The organism is Vreelandella sulfidaeris (genome assembly GCF_042429665.1).
In the GTDB taxonomy this organism is placed as follows: Bacteria; Pseudomonadota; Gammaproteobacteria; order Pseudomonadales; family Halomonadaceae; genus Vreelandella.
Window position 1 is genome coordinate 107150 of record NZ_JBHMAC010000005.1, and the last position, 18193, is coordinate 125342.

The following is an 18193-nucleotide window of genomic DNA, read 5'->3' on the forward strand; positions in this document are numbered from 1 at the left end:
CCGCCCGCTTCAGGGCGGCTAGCGTTTGGCTTTAATCGGGGCAGTTCAGAAGCGCATTTGCCTAAAGGTTAGACTCACCCGCGGCTCGATATCTTTCTTGGTTTTAGGAAGGCTATGGAGCCAGTTTTGCTGAGTAGTACCTTTCATAATTAACAGACTGCCGTGCTCTAGAGTTAGCGACACACTCTCCCCTGTTTGTTTATGTTTAAATGAGAATTTCCTTTCGCCGCCTATGGTCAACGCCCCGATAGCCCCATTCTCAACAAGGTCTTTTTCGGCATCACTATGCCAGCTCATACCTTCCTCGCCTGAATGATAAAAATTACCCAGGCACGAATTAAACCCCTCTCCGCAGTGGCTCTCCACGACCTGTTTAAGCTCACGCAAAAAATTCGGCCACACTAACGCCATTTTTGTGTAGCCAGAGTAAGTATAGGAAACCGGCTTATCTGCATACCAGGCTATTTTCCTCTTTGTAACTATCTCCTTACCGTAAATAAACGCGCGATCATGCTCCCAGCTTAGTTTGCTTATGCAGCTATCTAAGTACATAGCAGCTGTGGGTGTATCAAGGATTTTACCGTAGTAATAAGCCGCCCCATCCTGTGGAAGCAGATTAATCAACTTCATATCGTCGTTTTCAAACAGATCTGTATATGCCATAACAACCCGGCCTCCACTCTACTTTTGCACTAAGATCGTCGCGCCTCGCAACGACATTAGAAACTGTCCTGGCCCTATCTAAACGTGGCTCAAACGGTGGCAAACTCGTATCGACAGACCATACCGCCCGCGCGCTACCCGCGTTATACTGGCCTTTTAGCCATAGCGGAGGAAGATCATGCTTCGGCGTCATTTTTTAAGAGTTTCAGGTGTTTTGCTGGCTAGCGCTTGGCTTGCCGGTTGCGCCAGCCCCCAATATTTACAGCTTAGCCCTGAACGTAACACTCAAGTACCGCAGGTTGGCTCCGGCCAGCAGGTCACGGTGATTGCTCAGGATGGTCGCGAAAGCGACATTATTGGTAACCGTGCTGGCGGGGACATGTCCACGGCGCATATTACCGTGAGCAGCCATGAGCTGATTCCACGTTTACAGCAAGAGGCTGCACGGGCCGTTAGCGATATGGGCTTCACGCCCACCACAGAGCAAGCTCAAGGACGCCCGAGCTTAACGCTGGAACTTGCCAGCCTAAACTACGCGCGTGGCGACAGCGGCCAGCCGTTAGTTGATGAAGCACGTCTTGAAGGGGTTTTCCGGGCAATCGCTCAGAACAAGGGCACCACTTACACCGGTACTTATACTTCGCGTCGCACCCAGGGTTATGCATTAAAACCGGATGCCGACAGCAATGCACGCATGCTGACTGACCTGCTAAGCGATGGATTGAACCGTGCCTTTAGTGACCCAGAGCTAGGCCGCCTATTGGCACGTTAAACGCGACGTTTCTTCACGAAGCAGCGTTAGCTGACGCGGGCCGTGCCTTTACTGGCGCGGCCCGAGTCGTTCCAGCGCCCAAACGCTCTCTGTGCAGCCACGCTCATCCGGCTCTCCCTGCTCCAAAAAGGTTAACGAAAAGTTAGCCGTAAACAGATGGTCGATCTCGTCGGCAGGCACGCTGTAAGGCGGCCCTGCCTCACCGTCATGGTGCGTTAAGCTAACCAGCAAACCTTTGGCACCGGGTGGCGTCAATTGCGCAAGATGAAACGCATAGCGTTGGCGTGTGGCGGGCGGCAGCGCAATCAATGATGCACGGTCATAAAACGCCCCTACTTCGGCCGCTTGCTGGATGTGGAGATGAAAAAAATCACCGCACCAGAGCTCAATACCGCCCTGGCGGGAAACAGTGAATCCGGCTTGGCGATAGCGAGAGACCGGGGTGCTGCGCTGCGCCAAAAATTGCTCAATGGCCTCGGGTGCGAACTCAATACCCAGTACCGGGTGCCCCGCATCCACTAACCAGCGCATATCCAGGCTCTTACCACATAAAGGCACCAGCACCTTGGTGCGATCAGTAACGCCAAGCGCTTCCCAGTGCCGCTGTAATGCTGGGTGCGTCTGCTGCAAGTGAAAGCCAATACGCCCTTCTTGCCAGCGCTTACGCCACTGATCACTCATTACTTGCCCACCTTTATGCTCTTTGTGCCATGCCTATCGAAGGTTTATCGCACGGTTAAAACCAGCGGTCACGTTTCTTACGACGACGCGGCAAATGCGGCACAATCAACCCCACCAACAAGCCTGCGCCAGCCACACCGCCCCCATACATGAAATAACGCATCAACAGGTCTTCTTCCTGGGTCTCCAGGCGGGCCTGCAGACCTCTCACCTGTAAACGTGACTGCTCTGTCTGGCTATCCAGCTGTTGGTTTCTTGCTTCAAGCTCAGCTATGCGGCGCTCACGTACTTCCAGCGTTTCGGTCATTGAGGAAACACGCTGCTCCCAGGCATCATTGATACCTTCAAGCTCGGCGGTTAGCTCTTCTACCTGTGCTTCTAAGGCAGGTAGCTGTTCAACCGCACTCGGCGTCTGTTGTAGCTCATCACTCAACACCCACACCGCGTTGCCATCACTGTTGCGCACACGGGTGTAATCACCACTACTTTCCAATATCTCTACCTGCTCACCGGCATTTAAGGTGCCAATGATGCGATAACCATCGGTAGGGCCACTGCGTACGTAAGTGCTCAGCTCATCCGTTACCCACGCTTGATTATCAGACTGGGCGATAACATTCATACTCGCCACACTCAGCAATACACCAGCGGCGGCGGCGTAACATCGAAAACGAATTTTATTTACTTGCATGACATCATGTCCTGATTAAAAACGCTGCAAGGCGGACGAAGCCAACAGCCCTGATCGCTTAAATTAGCGGTGTATTTGTCTTATACGCTTACCCTTCACCGCGCGGAGGCAACGGAAATGAACGGGGAAACTCAGCTATACGAGCATCGGTTTTGACCGCTTTCAGTGGCCCTTCACGCTCTACTTCATCAATACGCACAATCGCGTTTAACGGTAGGTAGCTACGTTTGACACCATCGAAGGTTCGCTGCAATTTTTCAGTCGCAGGGTCAACCACTACCCGTGAAGCATCTTCAAAGACAAACTCCTCGACTTCAATAAAGCCCCAGAGTTCGCTTTGAAATATCTCTCGGACATATAAATCCCAAATTTCACCCTGCTGGTGAACTACGACACGGTAGATCGGCTTGGCCGCCATCTTGGCCTATTCCTCTTGCCACTTGTACATGAAGTTGAACCGGCTAGCTTACCATATTCCCGCTCGTTCGCCCTCAACTAGCACAGCGTTCGCTCGACCGCTAACGCCTGAAGTAGCTGTTTAGCCCTACCGTGTGTATGGTCATACCAACAGATCGGACATTTGGCTCGTTCACCCGGTAGGAGTCTTCAATCTGCAAAAGGATCCAAGCAAAGGCTAAATTGCCCTTTAAGCGGGAGCCTCAATGCCATTGAAACGGGTGAAAGTGTTGATCGCTGCTACATTGATGGTTGGAAGTTTGCTGTTGAAGCGTGGATTTACGATGGTAAACCGCCTTTTTGAGCAGATTGAAACAGGTGACGCTGAGATATTCTGTTTTGTACCCGCGTCATCGCGGCTTAGCCGTCTGGAATGACGTGAAGAGAGCGAAGACCATCTCTATTATGAGTTTCGTGGGTTAACCTCTCCCTTAGAAAAACCGTCACTAAACGCACCGCGTTTGGTGCCCATAAGGGACTGGTCACCTTCAAAGGCGAGGATACGCACGCCATACGCGATCTATTAAAACGCCAAGACGAATCCTACTTCTATGTATAATCCCCGCACATGCAGGGTAAGGAGTCATCATGGGGACAGATCAACGTATGTCTTCTCAAGAAGAGAATAAGCTCAACGAGTTGTTGATCGATTTTGATGACGCTGTGCGCCTACTTACGCAGGCACCTGCCTTTTCAAAGCCCGCCAAGCTACCGGGCGTGATGGATACCGCACGGCAGGTATTATTGCAAAACGGTGGTTGTGAAGCGCTGGAGTCGAGGGCTCAGGCTTATGAAAATGCAGGTGTTTTTGAAGGATCTGACTGGGAAACGCCGCAATACCTGGTGCCCACGCTAACCACCTTTTCGCTTAAAAGTGCTGATGCCAATGTCATTGTCATTGAAACATTAAGTGAGATTAGACTGTTGGCAGTGGCTAAAGGGGATTATGAGCATCCATTGGTGTCAGCTGAGTACGCCCACCATTACTTGACACAAGTAATGGCGATTAATCTGTGGCTCTTGTTTTTGCCCCCCAGCGAAGCCGAACGCGAGACACAGGGGCAGTTGGCGGTTATTCCCCGCCAGCTCTTTCAATTCCTCGCCGATAGAATTGGCTACGAGCACATCGTAGATAAACTGATTGACGAAATTTGGCGTATTTTGAAGCAACGACCCATCCAGGTCGACGCTATCAAGCAGATGATTACCCAAATATCACTATGCCAAGTCAACCCTTCGATAGACCTTGGAGCCAGTGGTCAGGGAGCGGATCGTCTGGTGAGTTCGCTCTTTGGCCCCACCCAGGCGTGCCGTGAAGACCCAGGCGTGGATATATACCGTCACCGTTTGGAGCACATGGATCAGGCCGCACTGCAGGCGGAATCCACCGGGTTCGCGCGCGCCATGCACGACACGGGGTTGGTATCGCCCTACCACGCCGTGCTACTGCGGCATTTACTGGAGGAAGGAGATCATCTTCTGTCCGAGGCGCTGGGATTATCCTCGACAGGGCGCGATTGCCTGCTCTGCTACCGCGAACTGGTGCAGGCTCTGATCCGAGGGGGTGTTTATCCCGCTACCTCTCAAGCAGTCTACGGCCTAGCGCTTATGCTGGAGCGTGGCATCCTGTATCAGCCGCCGGTTGCCCCGGCGATGTGGCGCCAGCTCAACCTTCCTCTTTCAGAGTGGGCACAATCGAGACTTAGTATGGCGTATGGAGAAGCGGTCTCTACACGCGCCCGCCTTATCGAGGGCGTGCTATGCATACTAGGCCTGCCGCTTGGCGTCGGCCAAGGCAATAATCCGACCTGCCAATCTGCTCGTGCGCTCTCTATGTGGGCGTATAACGACCCTGATTATCTGCTGCAAATGGTCGCCTGGGCGGCGCGTGATGATGAAATCATTATGCACTTTGAAGGCCAGGCTATCTCATCGATGGAGAGCGTGTCCGGCGTCGCCACCGAATTGCCGATGGATCTCGATCCCGTGTCGTTGATAGTAGTGCCTCATCTGGACCGTATTTATGCAGAAATGGGCCGTCGCTGCATTAGCCGTGAAGGCGACCCCCATCGCTGGGTTAACCCTGAGTTTCATGGCTGGTGGTCGGGCCGCGGCTTTCGCATCAATGTCGATGTTGCCACCGGCCAGCTAAGCGATGTTGACGATTTTCTACGTCACTTCTACGCCTGCTACCATCCTTACTACAACGGTAACCAGCCGTTAATACACCCGCAACCAGCAGGTATAGCGGTCACCGATAGCGCCGCACGCTTTATCGGTTGGCACGCAATTACGATTTTACGTGCATCGCTCGATCCTTCCGAAGTGATGCGGATCTATTTCTATAATCCCAATAATGACAGCGGTCAGGACTGGGGGGATGGCGTAATCGTCAGCACGTCGGGCAACGGTGAACGCTTTGGCGAGGGCTCACTACCTTTTGAAAGCTTTGCATCGCGGCTCTACATCTACCACTACGACCCTCTTGAGCACGGTGAACTGGCATCAGTCACCAGTGAAGAGCTCGAAAGTGTCAAACATTACCTGCACCGCAGTTGGGGAGCTTCTCGCTTACCAGCTACCGAATTGCAGGCTGATCAAGGGCCTAACTCGCCGCTTGACGAGCAATAACCCTCCTGTTTAACGACATCCTTAACACTTCTTGATACGACGCGATGATACGACTAGACCAACTGTTGGTCAGCCAAGGGCTGGCCAACTCGCGAACCCGCGCTCAACGACTGATACGCCATGGCCGGATACGCCTCGCCGAGAACGGCAAAGCGTTAACAAAAGCGTCCGAGAAATGGCCCGACGACACTTGTTTCGAGGTAGAAGACGACCCGGAAGAACGCTATGCCTCCCGAGCAGGATTAAAATTAGAGTCGGTGCTTTCGACGCTTGACCTGCGTTTTGAAAATCGCACTATTCTCGATATTGGTCAGTCGACCGGCGGTTTCACCGATTGCGCGCTGCGTTTTGGCGCCCGCCATGTCGTTGGTGTGGAAGTGGGGCATGGGCAGTTGGCGGCTGAACTTCGCAGCGACCCGCGCGTCACCTGCTTGGAAGGCCTAAATGCACGATATATGCGCAGCAACGAAGCGCTCAACGAGGCACTGACAATGCATCCCATCGACGTCGCCATCATGGATGTTTCGTTTATATCTCAAACGCTGATATTGCCCGAGATTGCGGCTCTATTACCCCCCGGCGGTGAACTCATCTCGCTGGTAAAACCACAGTTTGAACTGACCCCAGAGGCATTGGATAAACGCGGCGTGGTGCGTGACGCCAAGCGATTTAACGACGTGGAAAAAGCCATTAGGCAGGCCTGTGAAATCAGCGGCCTTACTATTCAACACTGGCAAGAAAGCCCGATTACCGGCGGCGACGGTAATCGGGAGTTTTTACTCCATGCGCGTGTATCGCACTGACACAAATGCATAACGCCTGGGCTTATGAACAGAGCTTATGAACAGGGCTTATAAATAGGGCTTATAGACCGAGCGTAAGGACAGGGCTGATAAGTGGTAAGCGAATCCTCGTTTGACGAACATCCGCTCACCTTCAATCCTCTAGGGCGTATCTGGCGGTAGTGGAGGATGGGGAAGCTGAGAGGCAGAGTGTACTTTGATGGCGTCGCCCTGCTCCGGGTGAAGCCATACATCCATCTGCTCGAAAGCCACCCGCACACCGGCTTCGCGGAATAGCTTGTCGACCCGACAGTTTATTTCGTCAGAGGCAAACAATCGGTCCAGCAGATCGTTTACGAAAATACGCAGCTCAAAGTTGAGGCTATGTTGTCCGTAGCTCAAACAAAACACCTGGGGCTCTGGATCTGTCAGTACGCGAGGGTTTTCATCCGCCACCTGACGCAACAGTTGATGAACCTTGGCCATATCGGATCCGTGCGCCACCCCGTAGGTCAGGACCACCCGGGTGATATTGTCTGACAATGACCAGTTGATCAGCTGATCGGTCACAAAGGTCTTGTTGGGGATAATAATCTCTTTGCGGTCAAAGTCAGTGACGGTGGTCGCCCGTATACGGATACGGCTCACGGTACCATGCAGATTGCCCAAGGTGATGGTGTCACCAATACGAATCGGGCGTTCAAACAGAATGATTAACCCCGATATAAAATTGGCAAAAATCTCCTGTAGACCAAAGCCCAAGCCTACGCTCAATGCGGCCACCAACCACTGTAACTTATCCCAGGAAACGCCAAGCGTGGCCAGCCCCATCACCACGCCTGTACCTACAATCGTGTAGGAGAGTAGTGAGCTAATCGCATAGGCACTACCCTGTTTTAACGATAGCCGCGACAGCACCATCACCTCCAACAGCCCTGGCAGGTTGCGCGCCATGATAAAGGTGATCGCCACGATCAACAGAGCGGTAAAGACATCAGAGATCGACAGGACATTGTTAACCAGGTCGCCGTCTTGAACTTCCCAAATCGAGACGTTATCCAGATAGCCGAGTACCGACAGCAGGTCCGCCCACACCAGGTAAAGCAGCGCGCTAAAGCCGATTAATACGATCAACTTGGAAAGACGCAACGACTGGCTGTTGATCTGCTCCATATCAAGCGGGGGTTCCTCCACGACCTCCAGCCCGCCTTCTGCCCCTTCTTGAACCTGAGCACGCCGGCGCGCCAGCGCACGACGGTAAGCAAGCCGCCGGGCAGCGACGGCCAAGCTCCTGACCAGGGTCGCTTCGACCACTATCCATAGTCCTAATATATAAAGGGTAATCGCGAACCTAGCGACCAAACGTAGCGCCGTGTACTCGTAACCCATGGCCACTAATCCCAGCAGGAACAGCGGCACGGAGGCCATCGCCAAGCCCAGCAACAAGCGAAACAGACGTACCCCAAAAATGGGAATATGGGCCAGTATCAACTGCATTAACCACCAGCTCATGGCTAACAGCCCAGCGGCTAATAAGCCTAGCGCAACAGGCCGCAATGCTAGCGGGGACTCCATCTCTCCTGCCATCGCCGCAATGGCGATCACGGGCACCAAAGCAACGCCTAACCCGCTCAGCAACTGGCGAAGACGAGAGGTGTATTGGGGCGACCAGGTAAAGTGGCGCTCAGCCACTCCATCAGCGACCAATAGCCTGCGTGCCCAGGCGACCACGGCCCAGCTAAGCGCCAACTGAAGCAGCGCCGGCGCGACACTGTTCGCCAATGTTCCCTCCGCCTCCTGCAGACCAACCCCGATGCCTGCTAACAAAAGAGGGCCTGGCAGCGCCAACAGTGCATTCAGCAGTACCGCTTTGGGGGTATGTAGCTGCGTGTCGCTCTTGAGGCGCCCAATTTGGGAGTGCAGCTTGGCCAGGCGAGCTTTAATTTGGCGTCTCAAGCCTAATAAAACCAAACTCAGAACGATCAGCGGCATCCCTTGGAGCATCTCCCAGGAAAGCCCTTGCCAACGGTTAGGCAAAATGGCGCGCCACTCACCTTCGCGCCATTCAAGCATCACGTTATGAGGCAGTTGGCGCACCCAACCGACATCTAATGGACGGCTATTGGCTACCCAAAAAAGCTGCTCAGCAATGGTTTTACGTAACTCGGTGGTCGTCGATATCAGTTGCTGCTGATTAAGCTGTAACTCGATTGCCGCACTCAGCAAGCTCCCGTAAGCCTGCTCCAACTGCTCCACCAGTTCGCGACGAGACTGATAAAGTTGCGACAGCGAATCGACCAGCCCAGGCGTCGCCTCCAATCCAGCTTCCGCCAGGCGGGTAGCAGCCAGCTGTTCACTTTTACGCAGCTGGTCGCGCTGGCGGACCAAGTCAAACTGCTTTAAACGCAGATCAGCAATTTCATCCTGTAAATCGCGCGGCGCGGCCAAAGGCGGCAACGACTTGCGCTGTTCGCGTAGAATACGAGACAACAACTGACTGCCGCGAATCGCCTCAATCTGCTCATTTAGGCTGCGCTGTAGCTGACGTACATGCTCCAACTGACGCTGTGCTTCAATATTTTCACGCACCACGCTATTAGCGCGATCGGTCGCCCTTAAAAGCTCAAGACTCAATGTTTGGTTAATTTGCTGTGCCCGCTCCACCACCGGATGCCCAGCAGCAATCAGCGGATTATCTCGGGCGGCATCGGCAATGGCTTGCTCAGAGGCCAAGCGCCGCTGGCGGTCAATGACACCTTGCAGCATACTAAGCTGCTGCTCTTGATAATCGATCTGCAGCATCAGCACGTCGCGACGCTGCTGCGCCAATTCGCGCAGCCGACTGTTAGCGCTTAGCTCACGCTGGTAAAAACTGACTTCTCGTTCGGCAAGGGCCCGCTCAATGCGCAGTTGGATAAGTTTCGCATCATTCAGTGCGGAAAGTTGACGATCTGCCAGCAAAGCCTCGCGCTCATCATGCTGTCGGCGTAAACTCTCCGCTCGCTGAAGCGTTTCGGCAATAGACTGCTGGGCACGCTCTGGTAAAGTTTGGGCGGATAACAGTTGAGAGTTCACTTCGGCAAGCTGGCTTTGCAACTGCTGTAGTTCAATGACAGCGTTGGTTTGCATCGCCTCAAGCTCATCGAGAGGACGGTCGCTCAAATCGGCGACTGACAATTGCTGCGTCGCCTCTTCCGCCTCGTTTAACTCTCGCTGAAGCCGTGCTAACCGTTCAGGCGCTTCTTCTACGCGTGCTTCAAGTGCGATAAGACGTTCATTAATAGAGGTCAATCGTTGGTAGGCTTCAAGGGCTGCTTCTAATGCTTCCTTATCGCTTTCCTGCGCAGCGGTTAAAGGCCCTTCAAGGGCTTCCAACTCAGCCAGCCTCGACGCCAGCTCAGACTGCTCGGGCACTTGTTCAACCATGTTGGCCGGAAGATTGGCATGGGCTGGGTTAAGCGTGGCAATACTGAAAATTAACAGCAGGAATAAACCGATCACACTCCACTTACAGGCGCATCTCACCACGTTACTTATGCCTCGTTGACATCGAAAACTCCGCAGACACGGATAGAGAGGGTATTGTCAGATGTTCTGATGGTTAGCGCAATCAGAGCTGTTGACTTCCGTAAACGGCGTGATAGAAACAAGCTTGGCATTTGCCTTATCAACCATTTTGCGAGCCACCTTGATGGTCATCCGAAAATTGCCGTTCATGAAACGGGTAGTGCTCTTGGGTCTTATAACGTTCAGCACCAGCGCGTTAGCTGACTCACAACAAGAAATCGAGGCGCGTATCCGCGCGCTCAATGCTGAGCTATATAATCTGCGTCAGCAGTTGCAGCAAATAGAAACGCCCGAAGACGTCGGTCAAGGCACCCCGTTTGAGCCTTTACCTGTTGAAGTGGCAAGGGAAGATTTAAGCGAGCGTCGCGTGCTTGAACAAGAGTCGAGCCGCAACCCCTTTTCTATTACCGCACACCGTACTAATTATCTGTTTCCGGTCAGCTTCAATGCCAACCAGAATCGCGAAAACTTTCGCTATATTTCTGACGACAGCGACGTAGATAGCATCGAGCTTAAATTCCAGTTCAGTGCCAAAGTTAAGCTAGTCGATGAGTTGATTGGTCGTTATGGCGACCTCTATTTTGGTTACACGCAGCGCAGTTGGTGGCAAGCCTATAACACGGACGCGTCGTCGCCTTTCCGGGAAACCAACTACGAACCCGAAGTGTTCATTGATTTCGATAATGCCTGGGAAGCCTTTGGCTGGGTGAACACTCGCAACAGGGTAGCGTTTAATCATCAGTCAAACGGTCGCTCATCGCCGCTCTCGCGCAGTTGGAACCGTGTCTACCTTGAAAGCACTTTCCAGAGTGGCGACTGGGCATTCACCTTGGCACCCCATTGGCGCGTTCCTGAATCGGCCAGTGAGGATGACAACCCTGATATCGATCGTTATATGGGCTATGGCGATATCCGACTTGCCAAACGCCTTAATAACAACCATGAAGTGAGTGGTCAGTTACGCGGCAATCCCAGCGCGGGCAATATCGGCACCCAGATTGATTATAGCTGGCCGGCTTTCAACACTTTGCGAGCCCATGTACAGTACTACTATGGCTACGGTGAAAGCATGATCGATTATGATCAACGCGTGCATCGTTTAAGCCTTGGGTTTAGTTTAAACCCACTGTTCAGCGCAACAGGACTGAACCGATAGGCAGATACGCTTGTCTAGTGTCTGTTGCTATCAGGCTGCTATGCTAATATTAATCTAACTATTCATTCGTCAAAGGAAGACTCCATGGCTAAACGTCAAGCTACTTATTCCACTCAAGCCGATCAACTTAAAGATGATCTGCGCCATTTGAGTGAAACCGTTGAAGAACTGGTCAATGCGACTGCTAAAGATGCCAGCGGAGAAATGAACGATCTTCGTACTCGCGCCGAGCGCCGCTTAAAAGATACCCGTGCACGGCTTGAAGCCCGTGGCGAGCGCATCTATGACGAAACACGCGATTCAATTTCGAGCCAAGCTGACGCTTGTGACCGCTACGTTCATGAAAACCCCTGGACGAGTATTGGCATTGGCGCCGCTGCAGGTATGGTAGTGGGTATGCTGCTCGGTCGACGCTAATGGCTTTGGGTCCTACCCAACGCGTCTTCTCGGCCGCCAAACGCTTACTAAACTCGCTAATAGCTAATAGCGAAACCCGTCTGCGTTTGGCGGTGTTTGAACTGGAAGAAGAGCGTGCTCGATTACTGGTCTTGCTGCTTCTATCAGGCGCTAGCCTCGTGCTGCTGTTGTTGGGCATCGCTACGCTGACGGCATTAATCGTTGTACTGTTTTGGGATACGTATCGCTTAACCGCTATTGCCATCAGTGCCTGCGTATTGATTGGCGCCAGCTTGCTACTAGCCTTTATCGCGATTCGTCAATCGAAGCGACACTCTCTGTTAAAAGAAACACTCAAACAGCTTGCCGCTGATAGAGCACTGCTTGAGGAGCCAAGTGATGAAACCATCCGCAGACACGGTTAAACCACCCACTCGCGCACAGCGCAAAGCTCAGCTACTGGCTGAGTTGGAGCAACAGCGAGTGGATATTTTAGTGGATAGCGAGTATTTGCAGCTGGCGGCTTCACCACTGGATAAAAACTGGCAAAGCTTTCGGCTGCCGCTTTATGTGGCAGGCGGCGTGGCGGCGTATAAGCTTATACGCCACCCTGGTGGTGCAATGGTGGCCGGTAGGAAAGCACTGGCAGGCTATATGTTGCTCAAGAAGCTTAAGCTACTTGCCAAAGTGGCAACTTGATTTTATTTCTTCCATCTACTCACCGGCTTTGTTCAAAAAGCCAGCGAGTAAGAATCATGCTAGGCGAACACCGGCAAAAAGACGGATCGAACTCCGCAAGAATCGTTTTTTTACCTAAAGCCTAGCAGGATTGGCCACAGGCCACGCCACTCGCCCACGCCCATTGAAAGTTATATCCCCCTAGCTCCCCGGTCACATCGACGACTTCACCAATAAAGCGCAATTGTGGCAGCCCCTTCACTTCAAAGGTCTTAGAGGAGAGCATAGCGGTATTAACGCCTCCCATTGTCACTTCGGCTGTACGCCAGCCTTCAGTACCTGCTGGTTTTAATTGCCATGCGTTAAGCCTTACCGCCCATTGATCCAGCGCCTGATTGGCATACTCTGCCAGCGGACGCGTTGGGTCATGGTCGGGGTACCACTCAAGCAACGCTTGAGCCAGACGTTTCGGAAAGCGTTCGATGAGCCATGTTGAAAGCTGACGCTTGGGCGTTACCTGACGCGCCTCACGTAGCGACGCTGCTACGTTCTCACCGGGCAGAAGGTTGATCATAATCGACTCTCCTGGCTGCCAAACGCTAGACACTTGAAGCATCGCAGGCCCTGACAACCCCCGGTGAGTAAACAGCATAGGGTCATTAAAACAGTGGCGACCGGCACTAACCGCCACCGGTACGCTGACCCCTGCAAGCTCAGCGGCGCGCGCCTTCCAGGTATCACTTAGCGTGAAAGGCACCAGGCCCGGGCGGGTATCGAACACCTCCAATCCAAATTGGCGGGCCAGGTCATAACCAAACCCCGTCGCCCCCATGGTCGGTATGGAGAGCCCGCCACTGGCCACCACCACCACACCCGCATCAATGTTACCCAGCGATGTGCTCAGCTGCATGGCATCGCCCTGTCGTTCAACGCGGGTTATCTTCGTATTGAGCGCGATCTCGGCTCCCGCCCATTCGCACTCAGTCAGCAAGGTACGTACGATCTCTTTGGCGGAAGTAGCACAAAACAGCTGCCCGGGCGTTTTTTCAACATGTTCAACCCCGTGGCGCTCAACCAGCTCAACAAAGTGCTCAGGGCGATAGCGTTTAAGCGCTGAGATGCAAAAAGAGGGGTTAGCGGAGTAAAAGTGCTGTGGCGTCGTGCCAAGGTTGGTAAAGTTGCAGCGACCGCCACCCGACATCAGAATTTTTTTGCCGGCTTTGCTTGCATGATCAAGCACTAACACTCGCTTGCCGGAATAACCCGCTTGAGCTGCGCACATCAAACCTGCGGCGCCAGCGCCGATAATCACTACATCATAGATCATGATGGATAGCTCTTGATGGACCGTTCATAAAGGCGACGACTCCCGCTATAAAAAGCAGGCATTCTAACAGGGTCAACACTAAAAATTATTATATCGCTCCATTACTCTATAAAGTAACTGTACAAATAATTTCTAACGCCGAGACGTTTATGCCTTTACTTTTTCGACGACGACAGTGCTTGCGACTCACCTTGCTTGGGTTACTTCTTCTATCTGAGATAACCATTGCCCAAACGGCACCCTCGGTCATTGGCGTACGGGCCGTGATGACGACATGGTCCGATCCACTGGAGGCGTTGGGCACACTTAGCGCTGATGAGAGCGTCACACTGTCGGCCACCGTGACGGACCTTGTTACCGAGATTAATTTCCAGGACGGCGAGCAGGTCGAAGAAGGGCAATTGCTGATCCGACTGGAAGATGCAGAAGAACAAGCGCAGCTTCGGGCTTCCATGGCGTTACGCGAAGAGCGACGCAACGCCTCTGATCGTGCTGCGCAACTGCAAGCGCGTAATTTAGCCGCCAGGGCGGATGTTGAAGATAACCGCTCTCGGCTACGCCAGGCAGATGCCGATATACAAGCGATTGAAGCAGAGCTGACCAATTACCAGATAACGGCGCCCTTCAGTGGCCGCGTTGGCTTTCGCAATATTAGTATCGGTGCCTTGGTCACCCCAGGCATGGAACTGATCACCCTCGACAAGCTAGATGTCATGAAACTCGACTTTAGTGTTCCAGAGGTATTTGTAGGCCGGTTAACCCCTGGGTTAGCGCTAACGGCGACTACTGCCGCCTACCCTGACGCCCTCTTTAGCGGTGAAATTGCCACCATTGGCACGCGGGTAGATCCCACCACGCGCAGCGTTAATATTCGCGCTGAACTCAGTAATAGCGATGAGCGCTTGCGTCCGGGCATGCTGATGGAAGTGATCGTTCAACAGCGCGTACGCGATACGCTGGTCATTCCCGAAGCGGCCATCGAACCCAGCGGTGATCGTCATTTCGTGATGATAATCGAACAGCAAGATGGTTCCACGCGCCTGGAACGACGCGAAGTGATGATCGGCGAACGTCGCTATGGCGATGTAGAAGTGGTCGATGGGTTGGCAGCCAACGATTTAATCGTTTTTCATGGACTCCAATTAGCGCGGGATGGGCAGGAAGCAAGGTTGATCGGTATCGCTGATGACGAGGCCGATATACGCGCCCTGCTGGAGGCTGATCGCTAATGCGTCTTTCCGATATCTCAGTGCAGCGTCCCGTGCTGGCCATGGTGATCGCCGCATTGATTATTGCCTTTGGCCTATTGGCGCTCAACCGTTTACCGCTACAAGAGTATCCCACGATCGACCCACCAGTGGTCACGATCGATACTCGCTACCCTGGCGCTTCAGCAAGTGTGGTGGAAACGCGCATTACTCAGGTATTGGAAGATCGCATTGCCGGGGTAGAAGGTATTGAGCTGATTACGTCGCAAAGCGAAGATGGCCGCTCACGAATAGAGATAGAGTTTGGCATTGATATGGATATCAATGCGGCTGCCAATGATATCCGTGATCGTATCTCAGGGGCGCTACGCAACCTGCCCGACGATGCCGACCCTCCCGAGGTGACTAAAGCCGACAGCAGCGAAGAAGTGGTTGTTTGGCTTAGTTTATCTGGCGAAGAGTATTCAATCACCGAACTCACTGATTATGCTAACCGTTTTTTAGTCGATAGCCTTTCCGTTCAGCCAGGCGTTGCTCGTGTGCGCGTGGGGGGCGGCAGCGACTATGCCATGCGCGTATGGGTCGATCGTAATGCGCTGGCTGCGCGCGGGCTCACGGTCAGCGATATCGAGAATGCGCTCCGGGCCGAAAATGTTGAATTACCGGCCGGGTCACTTGAATCAGAAGATCGTCAGTTTATCGTCCGTCTCCCACGTAGCTTTGCCAGCGCCGACGATTTTAAGCGGCTCGCCCTTAACTCTCCTTTTAACCAAAGCGATAACGGCTATCGGGTGCGCCTGGCTGACGTTGCACGGGTCGAGATCGGCGCAGTGGAAGACCGCTCGGTATTCCGCTCTAACGGCGTTCCGATGGTCGGCTTAGGATTGATTATGCAATCCACCGCCAACGTCATCGAGCTTTCTGAGGCGGTACAGCAGGAGCTTGAGCGCCTACAGCGCACTCTCCCCGAGGGGATGTCACTAAGTTTGAACTATGACGCGTCGCTGTTCGTTTCCGGCGCCATTGACCAGGTGGTGATGACGCTATTGATTGCGATGGGCTTGGTGGTAGTGGTGATTTTTCTGTTCTTAGGGAATCTGCGCACTACGCTGGTGCCCGCGGTAACGGTTCCGATTGCCGTGATTGGTGCCTTTATCGCCCTAGCGGCGATGAACTTCTCAATCAATCTATTAACGTTGCTGGCGCTGGTGCTCGCGATTGGCTTGATCGTGGATGATGCTATCGTGGTGCTCGAAAATATTAACCGGCGCATGCATGACTATGGCGAAACCCCACTGGTCGCCGCGTTTCGGGGAACGCGACAGATTGCTTTTGCCGTTATCGCGACAACGCTGGTGTTAATAGCTGTCTTCGTCCCGCTAAGCATGCTCCAAGGTGATATCGGTCGGCTGTTTTCTGAATTTGCCCTCACGATGGCCGCCGCGGTCGCCATCTCTACCCTGCTGGCGCTGACGCTTACCCCCATGATGGCGTCTAAAATTCTTAAGCCCGGCATGCACGATAGCCGCATTGGTAACGCGGTACAGTGGTTGCTCAGCGGCACCCAGCAGCGCTACCGAACAATGCTGGAGTGGGTGCTCAACATGCGCTGGCTAGTGGTAGCCCTGTTTGTATTGCTGATGGCTGCCACCGCCTGGCTGGCCACAGCGCTCCCCAACGAATACACACCTCAAGAAGATCGTGGCAATTTTATTGTGTTGGTGAACGGCCCTGAAGGCGCTACTTTCGACTATATGATGGATTATATGGATGAGATCGAAGCCCGTATGGCTCCGCTGGTTGAAAGCGGCGAGTTGCAGCGCGTAGTGGTACGCGCCCCGCGTGGATTCGGCAATATTGAGAACTTCAATAGCGGCTTTATCATCGTCAACATGGCCGACTGGGGCAGCCGACGCAGCGCGTGGGACATTATGGATGACGTGCGCCAATCCCTTAGCACCTTACCGGGGGTGCGCGCGTTTCCCGTCATGCGACAGGGGTTTGGACAGCGTACCCAAAAGCCGGTGCAGTTCGTATTGGGCGGTGGCACTTATGAAGAGCTTGCCCAATGGCGGAATACCCTCATTGATCATGTACGAGCCAATAATCCTCGTTTGCTGGCGTTGGAGAGCAACTACAACGAAACCCAGCCGCAGCTTCGAGTAGACATCGATTATGAGCGTGCTGCGGCCTTGGGCGTTACCGTGACAGAGATTGGGAGAACGTTGGAAGTGTTGCTAGGCGGGCGCAACGTGACGCGCTATGTGGATGATGGTGAAGAGTACGAGGTGATTGTCGAGGGCGACCGAAGTCGCCAAAATAGCCCCAGAGCGCTGGATAATATTCAGGTGCGCTCGGCACGTAGCGGCGAACTGATTCCCCTGGCAAGCCTTGTTACCCTGTCCGACTTTGCGGGCGCCAGCACGCTGAACCGCTTTGATCGTATACGCTCCATTACGATTGAGGCCAACCTGGCGGATAACTATCCTCTGGGTGAAGCCTTGGCGTATTTAGAAGAGAGCGTGGCGGAACTACTGCCGGAAGAGGCACAGACCAATGTGGCAGGGGCATCGCGTGACTTCCAACAAGCCAGTGGCGCCACTGCGTTCCTGCTGATATTAGGCGCGCTAGTGGTCTTTTTGGTGCTCGCCGCCCAGTTTGAGAGCCTGGTTCACCCGTTTGTGATCATGCTGACGGTGCCATTAGCAATGAGTGGTGCCCTACTCGCACTGCTGTTAAGCGGCCAGTCTCTGAATATATACAGTCAAGTGGGGCTCGTGCTGTTGATTGGCCTAGCGGCAAAAAATGGCATTTTGATCGTCGAATTTGCCAACCAGCTACGCGATGAGGGGCAAGCCTTCCGAGCGGCATTAATGGAAGCCTCGGTCACCCGCCTAAGACCTATTCTAATGACCGCGGTGACCACGATGGCTGGCGCCATTCCGCTGATTATATCGACCGGGCCTGGCGCAGAATCGCGCTTGGTTATCGGTACTGTGATTATGGCAGGCGTAGGCTCGGCAACGCTGTTTACGCTCTTTGTCGTGCCCGTTGCCTACGATTTACTGGCCCGCTACACCGGTTCACCGGGTGCGGTGAAGCGTCAACTTGAAGATGAAATCGCCGACGAAGGGTAAAAACTTGGTTTATGCCATGGCGAGCGAAGCGCGGCAATCTGGTCGTCA

General features: G+C 53.5%; 16 protein-coding genes. 10 read left to right on the forward strand and 6 right to left on the reverse strand.

What is annotated here, in order from left to right; translation table 11 throughout:
- Positions 1–45: 45 nt before the first annotated feature.
- Positions 46–663, reverse strand: a complete 618-nt coding sequence (locus tag ACFFLD_RS03320; protein ID WP_386035567.1) for an alpha-ketoglutarate-dependent dioxygenase AlkB family protein — start codon at positions 661–663, stop codon at positions 46–48.
- Positions 664–841: 178 nt separating this feature from the next.
- Here ACFFLD_RS03320 and ACFFLD_RS03325 point away from each other — a divergent pair, with 178 nt between their 5' ends.
- Entirely contained in the window at positions 842–1435 is a 594-nt protein-coding gene (locus tag ACFFLD_RS03325) for a YajG family lipoprotein (RefSeq protein WP_386035570.1), read from the forward strand.
- A 48-nt stretch (positions 1436–1483) separates the two neighbouring features.
- Here ACFFLD_RS03325 and ACFFLD_RS03330 read toward each other — a convergent pair whose 3' ends face one another.
- The 3 genes from ACFFLD_RS03330 to ACFFLD_RS03340 all read right to left on the reverse strand — a co-directional run bounded on the left by ACFFLD_RS03330 (position 1484) and on the right by ACFFLD_RS03340 (position 3225).
- Complete coding sequence (locus tag ACFFLD_RS03330; RefSeq protein ID WP_386035573.1) at positions 1484–2116, reverse strand: thiopurine S-methyltransferase; 633 nt, start codon at positions 2114–2116, stop codon at positions 1484–1486.
- 55 nt (positions 2117–2171) lie between these two features.
- Complete coding sequence (locus tag ACFFLD_RS03335) at positions 2172–2807, reverse strand: TIGR04211 family SH3 domain-containing protein (RefSeq protein ID WP_386035576.1); 636 nt, start codon at positions 2805–2807, stop codon at positions 2172–2174.
- A gap of 88 nt (positions 2808–2895) precedes the next feature.
- On the reverse strand, positions 2896–3225 hold the full coding sequence (locus ACFFLD_RS03340; RefSeq protein ID WP_386035579.1) for a DUF1820 family protein: 330 nt from the start codon (positions 3223–3225) through the stop codon (positions 2896–2898).
- 244 nt (positions 3226–3469) lie between these two features.
- Between ACFFLD_RS03340 and ACFFLD_RS03345 the strand changes: the two genes are divergently transcribed.
- The 3 genes from ACFFLD_RS03345 (at position 3470) to ACFFLD_RS03355 (ending at position 6697) form a co-directional block, all read left to right on the forward strand.
- On the forward strand, positions 3470–3640 hold the full coding sequence (locus tag ACFFLD_RS03345; RefSeq protein ID WP_386072420.1) for a hypothetical protein: 171 nt from the start codon (positions 3470–3472) through the stop codon (positions 3638–3640).
- A 211-nt stretch (positions 3641–3851) separates the two neighbouring features.
- Entirely contained in the window at positions 3852–5894 is a 2043-nt protein-coding gene (locus ACFFLD_RS03350; RefSeq protein ID WP_386035582.1) for a hypothetical protein, read from the forward strand.
- A 44-nt stretch (positions 5895–5938) separates the two neighbouring features.
- Positions 5939–6697, forward strand: a complete 759-nt coding sequence (locus ACFFLD_RS03355; RefSeq protein WP_386035585.1) for a TlyA family RNA methyltransferase — start codon at positions 5939–5941, stop codon at positions 6695–6697.
- 141 nt (positions 6698–6838) lie between these two features.
- Here the strand turns inward: ACFFLD_RS03355 and mscK are convergent, their stop codons facing one another.
- On the reverse strand, positions 6839–10177 hold the full coding sequence (mscK, locus tag ACFFLD_RS03360; RefSeq protein ID WP_386035588.1) for a mechanosensitive channel MscK: 3339 nt from the start codon (positions 10175–10177) through the stop codon (positions 6839–6841).
- Between the two features lie 190 nt (positions 10178–10367).
- Here mscK and ACFFLD_RS03365 point away from each other — a divergent pair, with 190 nt between their 5' ends.
- The 4 genes from ACFFLD_RS03365 to ACFFLD_RS03380 all read left to right on the forward strand — a co-directional run bounded on the left by ACFFLD_RS03365 (position 10368) and on the right by ACFFLD_RS03380 (position 12494).
- A complete protein-coding gene (locus ACFFLD_RS03365) occupies positions 10368–11399 on the forward strand; it encodes a phospholipase A (protein WP_386035591.1) in 1032 nt (343 codons plus the stop codon).
- Positions 11400–11483: 84 nt separating this feature from the next.
- Positions 11484–11816 (forward strand): DUF883 family protein, encoded by a 333-nt coding sequence (locus ACFFLD_RS03370; protein ID WP_386035594.1) that lies wholly within the window; start codon positions 11484–11486, stop codon positions 11814–11816.
- Positions 11816–12220 (forward strand): phage holin family protein, encoded by a 405-nt coding sequence (locus tag ACFFLD_RS03375; RefSeq protein WP_386035597.1) that lies wholly within the window; start codon positions 11816–11818, stop codon positions 12218–12220. Before ACFFLD_RS03370 ends, ACFFLD_RS03375 begins: the two co-directional genes overlap by 1 nt.
- Positions 12195–12494 carry a YqjK family protein gene (locus ACFFLD_RS03380; RefSeq protein WP_386035600.1) on the forward strand — a complete coding sequence of 100 codons (300 nt, stop codon included), beginning with the start codon at positions 12195–12197 and terminating at the stop codon, positions 12492–12494. The genes ACFFLD_RS03375 and ACFFLD_RS03380 overlap by 26 nt, the downstream gene beginning before the upstream one ends.
- 121 nt (positions 12495–12615) lie before the next feature.
- Here the strand turns inward: ACFFLD_RS03380 and ACFFLD_RS03385 are convergent, their stop codons facing one another.
- Positions 12616–13800 carry an NAD(P)/FAD-dependent oxidoreductase gene (locus ACFFLD_RS03385; protein WP_386035603.1) on the reverse strand — a complete coding sequence of 395 codons (1185 nt, stop codon included), beginning with the start codon at positions 13798–13800 and terminating at the stop codon, positions 12616–12618.
- A 149-nt stretch (positions 13801–13949) separates the two neighbouring features.
- On the opposite strand from ACFFLD_RS03385, the gene ACFFLD_RS03390 reads away from it, so the two are divergent.
- Positions 13950–15029 carry an efflux RND transporter periplasmic adaptor subunit gene (locus ACFFLD_RS03390; protein WP_386035606.1) on the forward strand — a complete coding sequence of 360 codons (1080 nt, stop codon included), beginning with the start codon at positions 13950–13952 and terminating at the stop codon, positions 15027–15029.
- Entirely contained in the window at positions 15029–18145 is a 3117-nt protein-coding gene (locus ACFFLD_RS03395; protein ID WP_386035609.1) for an efflux RND transporter permease subunit, read from the forward strand. The genes ACFFLD_RS03390 and ACFFLD_RS03395 overlap by 1 nt, the downstream gene beginning before the upstream one ends.
- The last annotated feature ends 48 nt before the right edge of the window (positions 18146–18193 follow it).